The 18,995-nt window shown below is 68.3% G+C and carries 16 protein-coding genes and 1 tRNA gene; 7 read left to right on the top strand and 10 right to left on the bottom strand.

Annotated features, from left to right (window positions below; genetic code table 11):
* Window positions 1–6: 6 nt before the first annotated feature.
* The 4 genes from ACK5NO_RS02475 to ACK5NO_RS02460 all read left to right on the top strand — a co-directional run bounded on the left by ACK5NO_RS02475 (window position 7) and on the right by ACK5NO_RS02460 (window position 3,693).
* The gene (locus ACK5NO_RS02475; protein WP_416811085.1) at window positions 7–1,611 is read left to right on the top strand and encodes a methyl-accepting chemotaxis protein; all 1,605 of its coding nucleotides are present in this window, start codon (window positions 7–9) and stop codon (window positions 1,609–1,611) included.
* A 68-nt stretch (window positions 1,612–1,679) separates the two neighbouring features.
* A tRNA-Leu gene (locus tag ACK5NO_RS02470) sits at window positions 1,680–1,762 on the top strand.
* A gap of 239 nt (window positions 1,763–2,001) precedes the next feature.
* A complete protein-coding gene (locus ACK5NO_RS02465) occupies window positions 2,002–3,084 on the top strand; it encodes a PLP-dependent cysteine synthase family protein (protein WP_416811084.1) in 1,083 nt (360 codons plus the stop codon).
* Between the two features lie 144 nt (window positions 3,085–3,228).
* Window positions 3,229–3,693: a hypothetical protein gene (locus ACK5NO_RS02460; RefSeq protein ID WP_416811083.1), complete on the top strand. Its 465-nt coding sequence runs from the start codon at window positions 3,229–3,231 to the stop codon at window positions 3,691–3,693.
* 23 nt (window positions 3,694–3,716) lie between these two features.
* Here ACK5NO_RS02460 and ACK5NO_RS02455 read toward each other — a convergent pair whose 3' ends face one another.
* The 5 genes from ACK5NO_RS02455 to ACK5NO_RS02435 form a co-directional block, all read right to left on the bottom strand.
* Window positions 3,717–4,736 (bottom strand): phosphotransferase family protein, encoded by a 1,020-nt coding sequence (locus ACK5NO_RS02455; protein WP_416811082.1) that lies wholly within the window; start codon window positions 4,734–4,736, stop codon window positions 3,717–3,719.
* A 116-nt stretch (window positions 4,737–4,852) separates the two neighbouring features.
* Complete coding sequence (locus ACK5NO_RS02450) at window positions 4,853–6,742, bottom strand: DUF4914 family protein (RefSeq protein WP_416811081.1); 1,890 nt, start codon at window positions 6,740–6,742, stop codon at window positions 4,853–4,855.
* Window positions 6,743–6,940: 198 nt separating this feature from the next.
* A complete protein-coding gene (locus tag ACK5NO_RS02445; RefSeq protein ID WP_416811080.1) occupies window positions 6,941–7,942 on the bottom strand; it encodes an AEC family transporter in 1,002 nt (333 codons plus the stop codon).
* Window positions 7,939–9,138, bottom strand: a complete 1,200-nt coding sequence (locus tag ACK5NO_RS02440; protein WP_416811079.1) for a Gfo/Idh/MocA family protein — start codon at window positions 9,136–9,138, stop codon at window positions 7,939–7,941. Before ACK5NO_RS02440 ends, ACK5NO_RS02445 begins: the two co-directional genes overlap by 4 nt.
* Complete coding sequence (locus ACK5NO_RS02435; RefSeq protein ID WP_416811078.1) at window positions 9,135–11,129, bottom strand: DUF6807 family protein; 1,995 nt, start codon at window positions 11,127–11,129, stop codon at window positions 9,135–9,137. Before ACK5NO_RS02435 ends, ACK5NO_RS02440 begins: the two co-directional genes overlap by 4 nt.
* 254 nt (window positions 11,130–11,383) lie before the next feature.
* On the opposite strand from ACK5NO_RS02435, the gene ACK5NO_RS02430 reads away from it, so the two are divergent.
* The 3 genes from ACK5NO_RS02430 (at window position 11,384) to ACK5NO_RS02420 (ending at window position 14,678) form a co-directional block, all read left to right on the top strand.
* Window positions 11,384–12,322, top strand: a complete 939-nt coding sequence (locus ACK5NO_RS02430; protein WP_416811077.1) for a carbohydrate ABC transporter permease — start codon at window positions 11,384–11,386, stop codon at window positions 12,320–12,322.
* Window positions 12,315–13,262 carry a carbohydrate ABC transporter permease gene (locus ACK5NO_RS02425; RefSeq protein ID WP_416811076.1) on the top strand — a complete coding sequence of 316 codons (948 nt, stop codon included), beginning with the start codon at window positions 12,315–12,317 and terminating at the stop codon, window positions 13,260–13,262. Before ACK5NO_RS02430 ends, ACK5NO_RS02425 begins: the two co-directional genes overlap by 8 nt.
* Window positions 13,263–13,328: 66 nt before the next feature.
* A complete protein-coding gene (locus ACK5NO_RS02420) occupies window positions 13,329–14,678 on the top strand; it encodes an ABC transporter substrate-binding protein (protein WP_416811075.1) in 1,350 nt (449 codons plus the stop codon).
* Window positions 14,679–15,146: 468 nt separating this feature from the next.
* Here ACK5NO_RS02420 and ACK5NO_RS02415 read toward each other — a convergent pair whose 3' ends face one another.
* The 5 genes from ACK5NO_RS02415 to ACK5NO_RS02395 form a co-directional block, all read right to left on the bottom strand.
* Complete coding sequence (locus ACK5NO_RS02415) at window positions 15,147–15,383, bottom strand: hypothetical protein (protein WP_416811074.1); 237 nt, start codon at window positions 15,381–15,383, stop codon at window positions 15,147–15,149.
* A 6-nt stretch (window positions 15,384–15,389) separates the two neighbouring features.
* Window positions 15,390–16,730, bottom strand: a complete 1,341-nt coding sequence (locus ACK5NO_RS02410) for an anion permease (RefSeq protein ID WP_416811073.1) — start codon at window positions 16,728–16,730, stop codon at window positions 15,390–15,392.
* Window positions 16,731–16,799: 69 nt separating this feature from the next.
* Entirely contained in the window at window positions 16,800–17,081 is a 282-nt protein-coding gene (locus tag ACK5NO_RS02405) for a YchJ family protein (protein WP_416811072.1), read from the bottom strand.
* A 98-nt stretch (window positions 17,082–17,179) separates the two neighbouring features.
* Complete coding sequence (locus ACK5NO_RS02400) at window positions 17,180–18,271, bottom strand: threonine aldolase family protein (protein ID WP_416811071.1); 1,092 nt, start codon at window positions 18,269–18,271, stop codon at window positions 17,180–17,182.
* Window positions 18,272–18,295: 24 nt separating this feature from the next.
* Window positions 18,296–18,940: a hypothetical protein gene (locus ACK5NO_RS02395; RefSeq protein ID WP_416811070.1), complete on the bottom strand. Its 645-nt coding sequence runs from the start codon at window positions 18,938–18,940 to the stop codon at window positions 18,296–18,298.
* Between the last annotated feature and the right edge of the window lie 55 nt (window positions 18,941–18,995).

Genomic DNA, 18,995 nt, shown 5'->3' with positions numbered 1-18,995 from the left:
AGAACCATGGACGAGCCAGTGACCCCTACCCGCAAGCGACCGCATCTGCGCGTGACGCTCATCACCAAGCTGGCAGCGGCAGTGGGGTCGGTGCTGCTCGTGTTGGCCCTCGTGGGCGTGATCGGGCTACGTGAGTTTGCGCGCGAACAGGAGTCCGGCGAGAGCATGGCGCAGGACATCCTCGCCTCAAAGGACGCCGCTGCGCATGTGACCAACGCACTGTGGGAGGTCCGTGCTCAGAGCCTCAACCTGCAGACCGCCGAAGGTACCGCGCAGGCCTTGCAGTACGCACAGTTGCTGGGGCTGCAGGGGGCGTTTGAGCAGGCCTTCGCAGAGTTCTCTGCCACCTACGAGGCGACCTTTGGCCAGCCGGTGCCGGCCGATGTCGCCCAGGGGACTGCCGTGTGGGAGGACTACAAGGCGGCCCAGGCCTCGGCCTTCGACCCCGCCTTTGTGGGCAACGAAGTCACCGCCGCCAAGCGCGAGCAGCTGGGCGATGACCTGGTCACGTCCGTCACCGCGCTGACCGAGCTGATCGCGCCCCGCATTGACGAGGGCTTTGTCGATCGCGCCGCGCAGTCGGCCGCGACCAAGCAGCTGCTCATCACCATCGTCGTGGTGGGCGCTGCTGTGGCGATTGCGCTGAGCCTCATGATCGGCCGCACCATCACCCGCAACGTCCGCAAGGTCAAGGTGGCGCTTGAGGGGCTCGCGGAGGGCGACCTGACCGTCGAGGCCGCGGTGAAGACCCGCGACGAGATTGGCGACATGGCGGCGGCGCTGGCCACCGCGCAGCAGTCGCTACGCACCACGATGGCTGACGTCGTGAGCTCGGCACAGACCGTCGCAGCCGCGGCCGAGGAGCTGTCCGCCGCGAACGCGCAGGTAGCCGCGAGCTCGCAGGAGACCTCGAGCCAGGCCGGCGTGGTCGCCAATGCCTCGGACGAGGTCAACCGCTCGGCACAAATGGTGGCGTCCAGCACGGAACAGATGGGGGCCTCGATCAAGGAGATCTCCCACAACGCCAACGAGGCCGCCCGAGTGGCGGCGCAGGCCACTCAGGTGGCGGCCTCCACCAACGACAAGGTCGCCAAGCTGGGAGCGTCCAGCCAGGAGATCGGCAACGTCATCAAGGTCATCACCGGGATCGCTGAGCAGACCAACTTGCTGGCGCTCAACGCCACCATCGAGGCCGCGCGCGCAGGCGAGGCAGGCAAGGGCTTCGCGGTGGTCGCCGGTGAGGTCAAAGACCTCGCCCAAGAGACGGCCAAGGCCACCGAGGAGGTGGCGCGCCGCGTGGCAGCCATCCAGGAAGACACGGGCTCGGCCGTGGACGCCATCAATGAGATCGCCGAGGTCGTGGGCCAAATCAACGACTTCCAGATGACCATCGCGTCAGCGGTCGAGGAGCAGACGGCGACCACCGCGGAGATGAGCCGCGGGATCGCGGAGGCGGCCGCTGGCTCGGGGGATATCGCGTCGAACATCGCCGCGGTGGCCCAGGCGTCGGCCGAGGCCTCGCAGGTTCTCGAGCAGATGGGCGCGTCGGTCGACGAGCTCGCTGAACTGTCCTCGCACCTGCGTACTCGCGTCGAGGTCTTCACCTACTAAGACCCACCCGGGCAACGTTGGCGGCGGTTGGGGACTTGCCCCCGAGCCGTGCTAAAGTTGCCCGGCACGCGCGAGTGGCGGAACGGCAGACGCGCTGGCTTCAGGTGCCAGTGTCCGAAAGGGCGTGGGGGTTCAAATCCCCCCTCGCGCACGTGTTCAGAAGGCCCCACCCGGGGAGACCGGGGTGGGGCCTTTTGCTTGCCCGCGGTGGACGCCCCGCCCCCGTCGCAAGTCAAATGGATCCATTTGACTCAACAAGGGAGGGGTGCACAGCACTCCGCGATAGGTTCGATGTGCCGCTATTGCGTCCCAGTGGGACATGACTGCCACATTTGGGCCGAATCTGACCCTCATGTCCCACCAGCACGCGCCACGTTCACCAGGAGTGAGATGACCACACACCCTCGCCCCCACGCGAGCAAGGCCTGGGTCCACGACGCGATCCGCATGCTTGAGGCCGATGCGACCCGCACCGCTGACACCCACCTGCACCGCTTCCCGCTGCCGTCCGAGTGGAACGTCGACCTGTATCTCAAGGACGAGTCGGTCCACCCCACGGGCTCCCTCAAGCACCGGCTGGCGCGCTCGCTGATTCTCTACGGCATCGTCAACGGCTGGATCGACGAGTCGACCACGCTCGTCGAGGCTTCCAGCGGCTCGACGGCTATCTCCGAGGCGTACTTTGCCCGCATGCTCGGCCTCGACTTCGTGACGGTCGTGCCCCGCTCGACGAGCGCCGAGAAGATTACGCTCATCGAGTTCCACGGCGGGCGCTGCCACTTTGTGGATGACCCTCTCGAGGTCTACCCGGAGGCGGAGCGCATCGCCGCAGAGTGTGGCGGCTACTACCTCGATCAGTTCACCCTCGCGGAGCGCGCGACCGATTGGCGCGGCAATAACAACATCGCACAGAGCGTCTTCGCGCAGATGCGCCTCGAACGCCACCCCATTCCCGCGTGGGTCGTGGTGGGCGCGGGCACGGGAGGTACGAGCGCGACGTTCGGCCGCTACGCCCGCTACATGCGTCACCACACCAGGGTCGCGGTGGCCGATCCGGAGCACTCGGCCTTCCTTGAGGGATGGCGGCGCAACGACCGTTCCTACTCGACCGGCGCATCGTCCCTGATTGAAGGGATTGGGCGGCCTCGCATGGAGGCGTCGTTCATCCCGACCCTCATCGACGACGTTATTGCGGTGCCCGACGCCGGATCCATCGCGGCCGTTCGGGTGCTGCGCGAGCTCACCATGAACTGGGCGGGTGGCTCGACGGGCACCTCGCTGTACGCGGCGTTCGGGATCATTGCCGACATGGTCGCGCGCGGGGAGTCCGGCTCGGTCGTGACGCTCATCGCCGACGGCGGCGCGCGCTACGCCGAGACCTACTTCAACGACGCCTGGGTCGAGCAGCAGGGCATGGACCTCGAGCCCCACCGCGCAAGGATCGCTCAGTTCCTCCGTACCGCTCGCTGGTAGCACCTCAGCAGGGCCGATGCGCAAGCGGCCCCCGGGGTACGACCACCCGTTGGGCCTTCCTTCAGGGAACACCCCTCAGTAGAGTCGTGACCGAGCTGCCCGTCGCGCGGCGAGACAAGGGGGCACACGCCAATCGTGGGCGCCATGGCACGGCCCGGCCGCGACCTCACCTTGGACCTGCCGGTGGAGCGGGCGCTGGCCCTGATCGCCGAGGCGGTGTCGCATGCGGTGCCACCGTGGCTGGTGCCGAGGTTACGCAAACACATGCTTGCCTTCGACGTCCGGCTGTGGGCGTTGGCGAGTGAGTCGGTGCCAGTCACCGTGCGTCTCGACCTCGACCGGCGTTCGGCCCCAGCCGTCGTGGACTCTCACTTCAGCGACCTGCTTGAGGCTCTGGACAACGACGTGCGGGCCGCGGGCGTCAACTATGCGTGGGGAGGGGGGGCACAGCACTCCGCGACGGATTCGATGTGCCGCTACTGCGTCGCAGTGGGACATGGCTGCCACATTTGGGCCATATCTGACCCCCATGTCCCACCAGTGCACGAGCCCAGGCCGCGACGTGACGCGCGCCCCGACTCCCGTCACGAGTCAAATGGATCCATTTGACGTAAGAAGGGGAGGGGTGCGCGTCACACCCCGAGAATCGCGAAGAGCCGCTCCCGGTTGGCCACGATGGATGCGCGGTGGCCGTCGACCCAGCCCCCCGTGAAACCACGTGGCTCGATCTCGATGAGTTGCACTGCCATGGACCACAGTCGGTACAGCGCGACGCGCTGTCGTGCGCGTGCATCGTTGGGCAGGCTGCGGCCGATGGCACGTTCGTAGCCAGCCACCTTCGCAGGGTCGAAGGGGCCCGACGCATGAGTCTCCGCGCCCGAGAATCCCCACAGCGGGTCCCCGTACAGCGAGCGCTCGAAGTCGACGACTCCCGTCACCTCGCCGCTTTGCGGGTCAACCAAGACGTTGCCGTGCCACAGGTCGGCGTGGACCAGGCCAGGGGTCGTGACCTCATCAAGCGCCTCCCGCGCCACCTCCCACCCGGCCAGCAGCCGCTCGGGTGCGATGTCGACGGACCACGCCGCCGCATCGGCGAGCACCGAGGCCAGGAGCCGCTCGAGGAAACTCGCCCACGTTGAGCCGCCCAGGCGAAAGCCCTGGGCCGGCATGCCAAACGAAGGCCCCCGCACGGTCGACACCGCCGCGAGGATCTCGCCCACCTGTGAGGACGCGCGAGCGTTCGCGTCGGCCGTCATGACCTCGACACCGTCCGCCCATGACATGCCTGGCATGAGCGACATGACGAGGACCTCGACGTCCACGCACTGCAGGGAGTCGTCCCACAGCAGCACCGCAGGTGCTGGCACGCCATCGATGCGCTCGAGGAGGGCGAGGAAGTCCCGCTCCGTGCGCAGCAGGTGGTGCTCGTAGCCCAGCAGCCGTGAGCGGCCGGAAGGATGGGCCGCGTCGGGCACCGCGGTTTTGACCGCCACCGTGGTGCCATCGGAGAACGCCACGCCCTGGACACTCGCGAAAGTACCGCCCGACAGGGTCCAGTGGTCGCTCACGCGTCCCAGCGGCGCAAGGACGGCCGCGAGTTCCGCGCGCGTCAGGGCGCGCTGAGTGGGCAACAAAGTGACGTCATCGGGCACCCCACCAGCGTAGGTGCCTGGCAACGGGACCCAGCCCGCGCATCGGCCCGGCGGACAATGCCAAAGGGCACGCCCCACGCAAGCGCGGAGCGTGCCCTCGGCACTGTGACGATCGCCTACAGGTACATGGGCGTGAGCGCCTCGTAGTCCTCGACGGAGCCGTCGCGCAGGCACACCTCGATGATCTCGCGGCCCAGCGGGTCCAGGTCATCGGTGAGGAACTTGGCCAGCTCCGCCTTGAAGAAGCCCGTCAGGATCGCGCAGCCAGCGTCGTAGGCCTCGAGGCCCACCTGCGACTGCGTCTCAGGGCGCAGCAGCGTACGGCGCACCGGCTGGCCGTCGAGCGAGATCTCCTTGGGCGCGTACCCGAACAGCGCGCAGCGAGCAGGCGCGAGCTGGTCCGCACGCATGCGGCCGCCGCCCTTACGGGCGAGCCACTCGCGCGTGAGCCACTCGGCGGAGAAGCCCACCTTGTACGCGCCGATGTGCTGGTTGGGGGTCAGCACGTACCGCGTGCGGTGAGCGGAGGTGAGCTGGCGTAGCAACAGGTTCGCCGCTTCCACCTGGGTGCCCGTCGAGAACGGCCAGTACGAGCCCACGCCCTCCGAGACCATGCCGCCGTGCTCGAGGGTCTTGACCGCATCGGCGGCCTCACCGATCGAGGGGTTCTTGTCGCCACGAGGGGCGATCAGGCGCCACAGCCAGGCGATGGCGGGCGGCACAAAGTGGGTCATGCCCATGATTCCGTAGGACGGCGTCTCACGCGTACATGCGGGCATGCGCACGCCGAAGGTGCGGACGTCGACGGCCTGGGGCTCATCGATGACGTCCTCGATCATGCGACGGGGAATCACCACACGCGGGTTGGGGCACGGCTTGCCGGTGGAGTCGAGGGTGTGCTCCCAGGGCAGGACGGTCGCGTCGGCCACGCCATCGATGTTGAAGAACACCAACGGGGTGTCGGGGTGGATGACCGCGCGCTCGAAGTGAGGGTCCTCGCCGTAGTTCTTGAGACCGTCGACGCGCACAAACCAGCCGTCCTCGGCGTCCGCGACCACCAGGCGACCAGAGTCGTCTTGGATGTCCTTGTGGCACAGCGTCATGTCGTCGGTGACGGGCGACAGGTCGGAGGTCTCCGACAGGGTCACCAGATACGGCTCGTCGGTGACGACGTTGGTGCCCAGCAGGATGCGGCCGTCGTCCTCGCGGCGAAGGTCCTGGCACATCTCCGACTTGCCGCCACCAGAGGCGCCCTCGTGCATGATCACGGTCTCGTTGTCGTACGGCGTGGTGACACGCACCGACGAGGCGTGGGCGGTGATCCAGCCCTCCTGCTCACCAATGTCGAGCAGCACGGAGAACACGCCCTTCTTGGCGCTGGGACCCGGGTACAGGTTGTACGCGAAGATCTCGTGCAGCGTCTCGGAGCGGTCGTGGACCACCACCTGCTTGCCGTCAAAGTGGGTGTGACGGAACGGCGGCGCGACGTACAAGATCGAGCGCGGCGTAAACGGGCCAAGCTCGTCGAGCGTCACCCAGCCCTGCAGGTCCACGAGGGCGGTCGCGAAGAACGCCGAGTTGACGGGCACGATGGCCAGCGACGGCGAGCCGTAGGTGAGGCCGCCGGCCTTGAACGGCACGACGACCAGGTCCTGCTTAGACAGCCAGGTGAGGGTGTCGTGGCGGGTGTCCGCGAAAGAGTGGCCGAACCGGTCAGCGAAGCGGGTCTTGTCCGTGGGACGGCTGTCCGCGATGACCATGCACTGCGGGTCGCGCCGGCGCATGTAGTCCTCGGGGTAGTTGACCGCCATGCCGTTGCGGCAGCGCGTGACCGTCGCTTCGGTCACGATCTCGCCGTCGACGTCGTAGTCCACCGAGAACTGAGGGCCGCCCTCGGGCCCGAGCGAGAGCGTGTACAGCTCCTCCCTCGTGGCAGGGATCGTGAGCGACGGGGCCGCTTCAAGCGCGGCGCGCACCTCCGGTGCAAGGGTGATCTGGTCCAGCATTTTCGCCTCCTTCGACGTGCATGGCGGCACCACAAGGCATGGTGCTCCCCCCGGGTGAGTCTGCCTATGTAAAAGGAAGGGTAAAAGGGACGTAGGTCACGGGCCTGCGCGCGCTGGACTGGTGGCGTGGTGGGACATGAGTGTCACTTTTGGGGCAAATGTGGCACTCATGTCCCAGCAGCACGCAGTTGGGTGCAACTAGAGCAGCGCCGAGACCACGATCAACACTGGGCCGCACAGGGCGGTCGTGAGGAGACACGCGCGCGCCGCCAGATCGACCGAGCAGCGGTAGCGCGTGGCAAACACGACCACGTTCTGCGCGGTGGGCAACGCCGCCATGGCCACCACCACGGCCAGTGCGGTCCCGTCGAGGCCCACAGCCATGCCGACTGCCCACGTGAGCAGCGGGTGCACCACGGCTCGCGAGATCCCGGCAAGCAGCATGGGGCCCGCCATGCGTTCGCGTGCGCCCCCCGTACCCGTGGCCGAGGTGACGGCCGATGCGCCCACGAGTGACATCCCCAGCGTGAGTAGGGCCAGGGGTGGGGCAGCCGCTCCCACGAGCTCGAAGGGCTCGAGCACGACGTCGGGGATCTGCCAGGGCAGCAGGGCCAGCGCGAGCCCGATGAGCGCTCCCACCGTGAGCGGATTCGACAGGGCCGTTCTCAGGGGGTGAGGCCGCCGTGGCGCGGCGGCGTCGCCCTCGCCGGCCAGCGCATCGTCCCCGCGAAAGGCCGTGCCGCGCACAGGTGACGCATCGCGCGCCCGGTCGAGGATCGCGAACGACACGGGCCCCATCACGAGCAGTTGCACAAGCATGGTGGGCACCACGGCAAGGGCGTCGCCAAAGAGGTACACCGCGAGCGGGATGCCCAGGTTGCCCGCGTTGACGTACGAGCCCGACAGCACGGTGATGGTGGCGCGGCCGGTGGGCAGGCGCAGCCCCCATCGGGCGATCGCGGCCAGGACCAGGGCCAGCACCAGGGTCGTGCCCCACGTCACCGCCGCGCCGGTGGACGCGAGCCTGTCCAGATCAGCGCGCGCGACTGTGCCCAGCAGCAGAGCCGGCCCTGCGACGCTGAAGCACACGGTTGCGAGCACCTCGCGCGCATGCGGCGGGAGCCATCCGCGCGCCTGGATCAGCCACCCGGCGGCGATCACCGCCGCCATGGTGGCCAGCGCTGCGAGGACGTCCGTCAACCGTGGGTCCAGGGGGCGCCGAGTTCGGCGAAGGTGCGTGCCTGGCTGGCCGCGGCCTCGCACCACCGCCCAATGTCCTTGATCTCGGGGCGACGTTCGCCGCCCTCCCCGTGCCAGGTCACGTGCTCGTCGCCAATGGGCCGCGGGTCTGGCGCGGTGCGTACCGCCTCCATGACGCGCATGAACGCGCCCGTGTCGCGCACGTCGCACGCGAGGGCGCGCGAGGGATCGCGGCGTGCCGCGATGAGGTCCTCGAGCAGGCCGTCGCGCCCGTAGTCCTTGACCACGTCGACGGTGTCGGTGACCACACGAACCCGGTCGGTCTCGTAGGCGAGTTCGATGCGGCCCTTGGTGCCGTACACCATCACCCGGGCGGGCTCGCGCTCGGGTGCACACAGGGTGAGCCCAAAGCCACCGCGCAGCCCTGTGGACGTGACGACCCGCACCGACGAGGTGTCATCGGCCTCGATGGGGTGTGCGTGATACAGGTCGACCACCACGTCGACCACGTCGGCCGAACGGGTGGCGCCGGCCACGCGCAGCGCCGTCGCGACCGCGTGAGCGAGGGGATTGGTGACCACTCCGTCGATGACGTCGCGGCCATCGAGTTGGCGCCGCCCCGCCCACGGAGCCCGTTCGTAGTAGGCCGCAGTGCGCACCCACAGGCCGATCCCACCCACACCGGTGACCTCGCCAATGTCACCGTCCGCGACCATGCGGTCAATCGCGCGGAGCGCGTGAGAGCCAAAGCTCTGGAATCCCACTTGGCACAGCCGGCCGGTCTCGTCGGCCACTTTCACAAGCTCGGTGTGCTCGGCGAGCGAGGCGGTGGTGGGCTTCTCGAGCAGCACGTCCACGCCCGCGCGCATGGCCGCCGAGGCGAGCGACAGGTGGGTGTGGATGGGCGTGCACAGCACGACGATGTCCGGGCGGACCTCTGGCTCGGGGGCGGACAGCAGGTCGCCGAGCGTGGGAAACCACGGAGCGCCGATGCCCACCGCATCGGACCCGTGACGGGGCCCCGCGGGCCCGCCCGTCGCGGGCGCACCCTCGCGCGCGAGTGGGCGCGGATCAACCAGTGCGCACAAGCGGACCGTGCCCGCCGCGGCCAGTTCGCGCAGGCGGCTCAGGTGTGAGGCGCCGTGACCATGGATGCCGACCAGGGCGACCGCGGGGGCCGTCGTGGTTGCCGTCACCGCACGTCCCCGACGCGCGCGGCGAGCGCGGCGGCCTCCTGAAGGGTGAGAGCCCCGTCCACCTGGACAGTGGTGAGTCCCACCTCCACGGTGCCACCAGCGGGCACCTTGAGCGGCTCGTCCCACGCCAGCGCTGGCCCGGCACCGGGGTACTCGGCCGCGCGCACAAACCACGGCCGGGGCCTGCCGTGCTGGAGGGCGAGCCACGTGCTCGTGACGTCGCCACGGCGCTGCACGAAGGCGAGCCAGCGCGAGGTCGAGCCGTGCGCGGCCTGCTCGCCCTCACCGTGCTCGCTGAGCACCGCGGAGCTGTCGCTGATGGGCAGGCGCCAGAACCAGCCGCCGTAACCCGCGCCGGGACGGCCGTTGGTGGCAGGCGAGCCGATGGTCACGGCGCCGTGGTCGGCGCGCAACACCGAACGCCACGCGAGTGCCCATGCCGTGTCGTCGACCAGGTGGGCGCTGAGAGTGCGGTTCTCCTCGAGTTGGGGGACGTCGTCGGCGTCGTGCCAGCGCACGGCGTCGTGAAGTACGTGGGCGTCTTGGGCGTCGACCCAGGCTCCAGCGCTGACCTGGCGGCCGTGGTTGTCCAGCAGCGTGGGGCCCACGTCGCGCACGAAGGTGCGTCCACCCCAGTAGCTGGTCCCGTTGACGTCAGGCACGGCCATGGACACGCCGTAGTGGTGGCGGTGGTCGAGCGGTCCTGAATCGGTGACCACGACTCCGCCGAGCGTGTGCACGGGGTGCAGGAACGGCCGTCGCGAGTGAACGGGAGGCAGGCGGTCTCCCGCCTCGTAGCGAGCGAGCGGCTCCTGGGACCACTCGAGCACGGCAGCGTCGCCATCCCTGCGCCAGCGTGGGGTGGCGGGTACTGCGGAGGCCTCTCGCGCATCGGCGCTCCTGACGGTGGCAGGCGCAGCGAGCGGAGTGTCGTGCTCAGGGGCGATGGGGGCCAGGCCTCCGTCCGCCACGGATCGCGGTACGGGGCCCGTGCTCGCGCGCACCTCAAGCCGGGGCTCGAAGCACGTGGCTGCGGAGGCGTGGTCGTCCTGAGCGTTGATCACTGCGTGCAACTCCTGCCAAGCGTGACGGCCGAGCTCATGCTGGGGCACGGCTGCGGTGGTGAGGGAGGGGGTCGAGTACTGCGCGAGCTCGATGTCATCGAAGCCCGTCACCGACAGGTCGCCGGGGACCGCGACGCCCGCCTGGTTGAGCGCCGCGAGCAGGCCAAAGGCGGCCAGGTCGTTGAACGCCACGACTGCAGTGGCGCGGGTCGCGAGCACGCGGTGCAGGGCTCCGTAGCCAGCCGCCACCGTGGCGCCGCCTGGGACTTCCACGATGTCGAGGTCGGCGACGGCTGCGGCGACCTCGTGGAGGCCCTCGCGCCGGCGGGCGTCAGAGATGGAGCCCGTGGGCCCGGCAAGGTAGACCACGCGGCGGTGCCCGAGGTCGACCAGGTGCCGCACGACGGCCGCAGCGCCCGTGCGGTAGTTGACGGTGATCGAGGGGGCCGATGCGTCGGGACTGTCCCGGTTGACCAGCACCACCGGGCTGGCTTGACGTACGAGATCGATGAGCTGGCTCTCGGGCATCCGGGGGGAGACGAGCACCACGGCGTCGCAGCGCAGGCGCGCCTCGAGCGCGATGGCGGCCTCGTCTTCGGGGCTTTGGGCGGTGTCCGCGACGAGCACGCGGTACCCGTGCAGTGCGGCGGCGTCGGTGAGACCGCTCAGCACGTGCTGGAACATCGGGTTGGCGAGTTCCGGGACCACGAGCGCGACCGTCTCGGTGCGCCCGAGCGACAGGCTTCTGGCGATATTCGAGGGACGATACTTGAGCGTCGTGGCCGCGTCCCGCACTCGCGCGGAGATCTGCGCGTCCACGGAGGCACGTCCGTTCATGACGCGCGACACCGTGGCGCGCGACACGCCAGCGGCCTCAGCGACGTCCGCGATGGTCACGGACGGGCGCCGGCTGCCTACCTTCGGCATGGGCCCTCCATTGTCTCGTCGGCTTTCCCTCGTCCGCCCCATTGCGGCCGTCTCGCGCCAGCGAGCTTCGTTTCCTAGCTGTGACCGTACACTACTGGGCAACCGTTTTCCCATGTGGTACGTTCGCAACTGGAAAGCGGTTTCACGGTATCAAACGATGCGGTGATCCGACCAGATCAACGATGATCCGGAGGGTTCCATGGTGAAGAGCCATGAACGATGCCACGCAGGCATCCCAGTAGGGGAGGTGACGCGTGGCTATCGTCGGTGAGCTGCGTGGAATGAAGGGCGCCAACGGCAAGAAGTACAAGTCGGCCCTCCACAGAGGTGACGGCAAGGCCGCCGCCCTGTTCCTGTTGCCGTGGTTTGTGGGGCTGGTGCTGATCACCGCGGGCCCCATGATCGCGTCGCTGTACCTGTCCTTTACGGACTACAGCCTGTTGCAGCCCCCGCAGTGGACCGGGCTCGAGAACTACACGCGACTGTTTGACGACCCGCGCCTGCTGAACGCGCTCAAGGTGACCTTCACCTACGTGTTCATCTCGGTGCCCCTGCAGTTGGCGGCGGCGCTCGCACTCGCGCTCGTGCTCGACAGGGGACTGCGCGGCCTGGCGATCTACCGCTCGATCTACTACCTGCCCTCGCTCCTGGGTGGCTCGGTCGCGATCGCGCTGCTGTGGCGCCAGGTGTTTGGCGCCGATGGCCTGGTCAACGGGTTCCTGTCGCTGTTCGGTATCCAGGGCGAGGGCTGGGTCTCCCACCCCGACTACGCGCTCGGCACGCTGATGATCCTCAACATCTGGACCTTTGGCGCGCCGATGATCATCTTCCTCGCGGGCCTGCGCCAGATCCCGCAGATGTACTACGAGGCGGCCTCGATCGACGGCGCGGGCAAGTGGCGCCAGTTCCGCTCCGTGACCATCCCGTTGCTGACGCCCATCATCTTCTTCAACCTGGTGCTGCAGGTCATCAACGCGTTCCAGAGCTTCACGCAGGCGTACGTGGTCAGTGGCGGCACCGGTGGGCCCGCCGACTCGACGATGTTCTACACGCTCTACCTGTACCAGAAGGGCTTTGCGTCCCTCGATATGGGCTACGCCTCCGCGATGGCCTGGCTGCTGCTAGCCATCGTCGCCGGCATGACCGCCGTCAACTTCCTCGCCTCGAAGTATTGGGTTTTCTACAATGACTAAGTCATCCGTGCGCGAGCCCGCACCCGCCGTCGCGCCTGCCGGGCCAGCGAAGCCGACCGTCGCCGAGATTGCGCAACGCTATCCCGAGCCCCAGGCCAAGGCGTCCCCGTGGCGTGGCCGAGTGCGCTCGTTCCTCAAGCACCTGGGACTGATCACGTTCGGCGCGATCATGCTCTATCCGTTGCTGTGGATGATCGCGAGCTCCTTCAAGCCCAACGCCCTGATCTTCCGTGAGCCGGGTTTGCTCGCCTCCGAGTACACGCTCGCCAACTACACCGACGGCTGGTCAGCGCTGCTGCACTCGTTCGACCACTACCTGATCAACTCGGCGATCATCGTCGCGGGATCGCTCATCGGCAACCTCGTGTCGTGCTCCATGGCCGCGTACGCCTTCGCGCGGTTGGAGTTCCGCGGTCGCAACCTGTGGTTCGCCATCATGCTGATGTCGATCATGCTGCCCATCCACGTGATCATCGTGCCGCAGTACATCCTGTTCAACCAGCTGGACTGGATCAACACGTTCCTGCCGCTCATTGTGCCCAAGCTGCTCGCCACGGACGCGTTCTTCATCTTCCTGATGGTGCAGTTCTTCCGCGGCATTCCGAAGGAGCTCGACGAGGCCGCTCGCCTGGACGGCTGCGGTCACGGCCGCATCTACTTCCAGATCATGCTGCCGCTGTCGCTGCCCGCGCTTGCGACCACGGCGATCTTCACGTTCATCTGGACGTGGAACGACTTCTTCAGTCAATTGATCTTCCTGGTCGACCCAGACATGTACACGGTGCCACTCGCGCTGCGCACATTCAGGGACTCGACGGGAGAGAGCAACTGGGGCGCGCTGTTCGCGATGTCGCTGGTCTCGCTCATTCCGATCTTTCTGGTCTTCCTGTTCGGCCAGAAGTACCTCGTCAAGGGCATCGCCACGACGGGAATCAAGTAGCAGGGCTCCCAGAGGGCGGCTAGTCCACCGAAGAACAACGAAGTTCGAACCAAAGGAGAGGGAAGTATGGAAGGAAAGTTCCGCGAGCACAGTCGCTCGCAGAAGCTCTGGTGGCGCGCAGGCGCCGGGCTCGCCGTGGGCGCGCTCGCCCTGGCTGCGTGCTCCAGCGACCCGGAGGAGCCGGCCGGCACCTCCGACACGACGGGCACCGAGACCCCCGCCGGTGAGCAGGTTGAGATCCGGTTCTCGTGGTGGGGCTCCGACGCCCGTCACGAGCTCACCCAGCAGGTCATCGACCTGTTCGAGGAGAAGAACCCCGACATCACGGTCACCCCCGACTTCACCGACTGGGGCGGCTACTGGGACAAGCTGGCCACCACCGTGGCCGGTGGCGACACCCCCGACGTCATGACCCAGGAAGAGCGCTACCTGACCGACTACGCGCACCGTGGCGTGGTCGCCGACCTCGCGTCGCTCGACATCGACACCAGCAAGATCGACGCGAGCGTGCTCACCTCGGGCACCATCGACGGCCAGCTGTCGGGCATTTCCACTGGCATCAACGCCTACGTCATCGTGGCCGACCCTCAGATGTTCGCTGACGCGGGCGTCGAGATGCCGGACGACACCACCTGGACGTGGGAGGACTTCAAGAACATCGCGACGGAGATCTCCGAGGCGCTGGGTGACGGCATGTACGGCATCCAGGACTACGGCGGCAACGAGGCGGGCTTCAACATCTACGCCCGCCAGCATGGCCAGTCGCTGTACGCCGACGACGGATCGCTGGGATACGAAGACGACGTTCTCGCTCAGTGGTGGCAGGACCAGGCGGACCTGCGTGCGTCCGGCGCCATGCCTGACGCTGCCCGTAGCGTCGAGATCGCCGAGGGTGGACCGGAGCAGTCGCTGCTGGGTACCAACACCGGCGCGATGGGCTTCTGGTGGACCAACCAGCTGGGTGCCATCTCCGAGGCCGCTGGACGCGACCTTGTCCTGCTGCGTCCTCCGGGCGAGTCCGAGTTCGAGCGCACGGGCCTGTACTACAAGCCCGCGATGTTCTACTCGATCGCCAAGGACACCGAGCACCCCGAGGCGGCCGCCCGCTTCGTGGACTTCCTGCTCAACGACGAAGAGGCCGGAGCGCTCATCCTCTCCGACCGCGGTCTGAACGCCAACACCGACGTGCGCGCCGCCGTTGCGGACAAGCTCTCGCCGCTCGAGCAGCAGGCCGCTGAATTCCTCGCAGCGATTGGCCCGGAGATCGTCGACGGCCCGCCCGCACCGCCCACCGGCGCCGCGGACGTTCCCGAGATCACCGGCCGTATCAACGAGCAGGTGCTGTTCGACACCCTCACCCCCGCCGATGCCGCCGCTCAGTGGCGCATCGAGGTGGAGTCGGTGATCAACCAGTAGGTCCCCGCTGAACCCGGAGGGCCCCCAGTTCGCTGGGGGCCCTCCGTCGTGTTCGGGCCCGTTCTCGTACGCCGCGCCCGCGAGCCCCGCCCCTCGTGAGCCCGACCCTCGCGAGCCCGCGCCGTCGCCCCCACCTCCTCGGCGTTCGCGTAGACCAGGACCACTTCTGGCAACGCCGCGCGTTCTCCGCGTAGACCAGGACCACGGCCGCCGCAGGCCGTGCTGCGCCGTCACCGAGACCGGCCACGTAGCGCCCGCCACGCCGCGCCCGCCACGCCGCGCCCGCCACCCCAAGCCATTGACCGCGAGCCACTCACCGCGCGCCCAGATCTACACGTAGGACGCAGCGGGCGCGCAAAAGTGGGCGACATCTACGCGAACCCAGGGGGGAGGGGGCGGGGTGGGGTCAGTGGGTGAGGCGAGGGCAGGGGCAGCGGCGCAGGCTCACGCCGCAGCGCCGCGCCCGGCCTAGTGCCCGCCAGAGACCAAGAAGGCGATCGCGGCGAACACCGCGAGGATCACGACGCCAAAGCACGCCCACGCGATGACCTTGCGGCCCGTGGTGACGTGCCCATCAGCGCCACGGGAGTCCGGACCGGCGAGCACGCGCACGCCGATGGCGAAGAGCGCGGGAAGGCCGGCGCCCACCAGGGTGCCGACGACCAGGATGTTGGCGAGGGCGTCCCACTCGATGTACTTGTCCATGAGCCGCTACTCTCCCTTGTCCTTGCGTCGAGCATGGGCCGGATCGGCATCGAGCGATTCGTGAGCGATGTGCTCCGCCTCGGCGGCCGCTTCGGCCTCCAGTCGAGCGAGCTCGGCTGCTTCTGCCTTGGCGGCACGCTTCTTGGACTTCTTGAGGTGCTTGCGCTTGACGCGCATGACCTCGGGGCGGTGCGACGCGACGGACTCGGCGATGTAGGCCTCGCGGTCCAGGTGCGGGTCCCACTCGTCGTTCACGTTGGAGTGGTTGACGGGCTTGCGGCGCGAGGCCCAGTAGATGAGTCCCGCCACGGCAACGAGCACGCCGAACACGACGTACGAGCCGGTGGTGCCGCCACCAAAGGCGGTGTCGAGCGAGTAGCACAGCGCACCCACGAGGGCGGCGGACGGGACGGTGATGAGCCACGCGGCGAACATGCGGCCGGCCACCGACCAACGCACCGAGGCGCCCTTCATACCCACGCCGGAACCCAGGATCGAGCCGGTCGCCACGTGCGTGGTGGAAAGCGAGTAGCCAAAGTGGCTGGAGAGCAGGATCACGGCGGCGGACGAGGTCTCGGCGGCCATGCCCTGACGGCTCGACAGCTCGACCAGACCCTTACCGAGGGTGCGGATCACGCGCCAGCCACCCACGTAGGTGCCGAGCGCCATGGCCGAGGCACAGGCCACGATCACCCAGAAGGGCACCGACGAGTCGGCCGGCACGGCGCCCGCAGCGATCAGCGCGAGCAGGATGATGCCCATCGACTTCTGCGCGTCGTTCGTGCCGTGTGCGAGGGAGACGAGGGACGCGGAGCCAATCTGGCCCCAGCGGAACATCTTGTCGTTCTCCTTCTCGGGCACGTCCTTGGTCAGACGCGTCACGATTGCGGTACCAATGGCCGCGACGATGATCGCGACGACCGGTGCGACGAGGGCAGGGATGAGCACCTTGGCGGTCAGTCCGGTCCACAGCACGCCAGAGGCGCCCGCAGAGGCAAGCACCGCTCCGACCACACCACCCACGAGGGCGTGCGAAGAGCTGGAGGGGATGCCAAAGAGCCAGGTGATGAGATTCCACACGATGCCGCCCGCGAGACCCGCGAGCACGACTTCCAGTGTGACGATCGAGGCATCAACGATGCCGGTGGCGATGGTCGCGGCTACCGTGAGCGAAAGGAACGCACCCACCATGTTCAGCACAGCGGACAACAGCACCGCTTGCTTAGGCTTCAGCGCACGGGTGGCAATGGACGTAGCCATGGCGTTGCCCGTGTCGTGGAAGCCGTTGGTGAAATCGAATGCGAGCGCAGTCGCGATGACGATACCGAGGAGGACTGGTTCGGTCACGCCCACCATTGTGACGGAAAGATGAACCGTCGGTGACGGGACTTTTGGCCGATACCGGCCTTCAGGTGCCTAGGACACGTCTCCATCGACGTACAGCCAGCGGTCATCCTCGCGCACAAACCTGCTCGTCTCGTGCATCGTTCCTGGTAGACCTGTCTCATCTTCCCAATGTGCGACAAAGGTCACGGTTGCGGCCTGCGGATCCTCGGAATTCTCTGTGAAATCCAGCACGGCCAGTCCGCGCCAGCGAACTTCGCCCAGATCGAGCTGTGGCGGCCTGGTCGAGGGGTGCCAGGTGCGCAGCAGGTAGGGCTCGTCGCCGCGCACATACGCCGTGTAGCGCGACCTCATGAGGGCCGATGCGTCGGTAGCCTCCCGTTGCCCGCTCAGGAGCGGGCGGCAACAGTCGCGGTAGGGCTCGTCGGATCCGCAGGGGCACGCCAGCGCCATTAGCGGCTCGCGTCTGAGGTGCCAGCAGATGCGGCAAGCGCCGCAAGCCGGTCGCAGTCCTCGGCCTGGGTGTCCCACGCACACATGAGGCGCACCTCCACGGTGTCGGCGCTCGTGCCGGGCTGCCAGTCGTAGAAGCGGAAGGTCTCGCGCAGGGATGCTGCGAGGGTGCGCGGCAACTCGACGAACACCGCGTTCGCCTCCGTGGGCTGGGTGAAGCGCAGCACGCCGTCGGCGGCGAGGGGCTCGAGCGCGGCGCGCAGGCGCGCCGCCATGGCGTTGGCGTGGGAGGCGTTGCGCTTCCACAGCGGCACTCCCGCGTGGTCCACGGAGGTCAGCAGCGCCGTGAGCTGCGCCGAGGTGTAGCGCATCTTGGAGCCCAATTGCATCGTGGCCTTGCGCAGGTGCGGCAGCGCGGCGGTGAGGGGCTCGTGCAGATCGGGCGCGAGCACCACGACGGCCTCTGCTCCCATGGCGCCGTTCTTGGTGCCACCGAACGACAGCACGTCCGCCCCCGCGCAGGCCTCGGCGAGCGACACGTCGAGGGCCGCCGCAGCGTTAGCGATCCGAGCCCCATCAAGGTGGACCCTCATGCCGGCAGCGTGGGCCGCGTCGGTGAGGGCCCGCATCGCGTCGAGCGAGTACACGGTGCCCAGTTCGGTGCTCTGGGTGACCGACAGCACGAGTGGCTGCGCGCGGTGCTCGTCGCCAAGGTCGCCGATCCACCGTTCGAGCGAGGCGGGCGAGAGGCGACCGTCGGGCGCGGGCACGGGAAGGATCTTCAGGCCGCCCACCCGTTCCGGGGCGCCGTTCTCGTCGACGTTGATATGCGCGTGCTCGGAGGCGACCACCCCGCCCCAGCGGGGCGATAGCGCCATGAGGGAGACCACGTTGGCGCCGGTGCCATTGAACACGGGATAGCCCACCGCATCGGCCCCAAAGACCGTGGCGACGGCCTCATCGAAAGCCGCGGTAGCCGCATCGGCCCCGTAGGCGGGCTCGTGGCCGTCGTCGACGGCAGCGATCGCGGCGAGCACCTCGGGGTGCACGGAAGCGTAGTTGTCGGAGGCGAAGTGACGGGTTTGGCTCACCTGCTGAGTGTCGCACGCACCGCTTCAGGCGCCGACCGTGCGCACGAGCCTGCCGTCGTCGAGCGCAAAGCCCACGCGCTCCAGATACGCGGTGTCCGTGCCCGGGTGGGGCAGCACTTCCAGGCGCGAGAAGCCGGCGGTGGCGAGCGCGCTGGACTCGCGGTACACAAACTCGCCCGGGGTGAAGTCGCGGAAGCGCTCGGTGACCCAGTCGAGTTCGACGCGCCCCAGGCCATCGCCGAGGTCCTTGACCGCGACCACCCCCACGGCCTCGTCGCCGCGCACGACCAGGAAGGTGTGGCGGGTGCCGCCGGCGGCCGTTCCCGCGTCGGAGTCGATGTCGAACGTCGGCTCGTGCTCGGCGATGTCCTTGGCGTGGACCGTGAGCAGGTGACGCAGGAACGCGTTGTCGGCGTCGACGGCGAGCACCTGGTAGACCGCTTCGTCGTGGGCCTCGCGGTACAGGCGCCACAGCCAATAGATGTCGATGATCGTGATGGCGAAGTTCATGAAGGCGAACTGCCACACCTCGATCGCGGCGTTGTAGCCGGTGGCGAGCGCGGCGCCAATGAGGTTCATCCAGCGGAACCGCAGCACGCGCGCCTGCATGAGGGACCACACCACCAGGATCGAACCGATCCAGCCGATCGCCTCCAGCGCCGTCTGCATAGGGCCACACTATGCCTGCCGCACTGTGCCCGCACGCAGGGCCGATGCACCGGCT

Source organism: Demequina sp., from assembly GCF_047975725.1.
Lineage (GTDB): Bacteria > Actinomycetota > Actinomycetes > Actinomycetales > Demequinaceae > Demequina.
The sequence above is the reverse complement of the archived record's forward strand: the minus strand, read 5'-3'. Positions and strand labels throughout refer to the sequence as shown.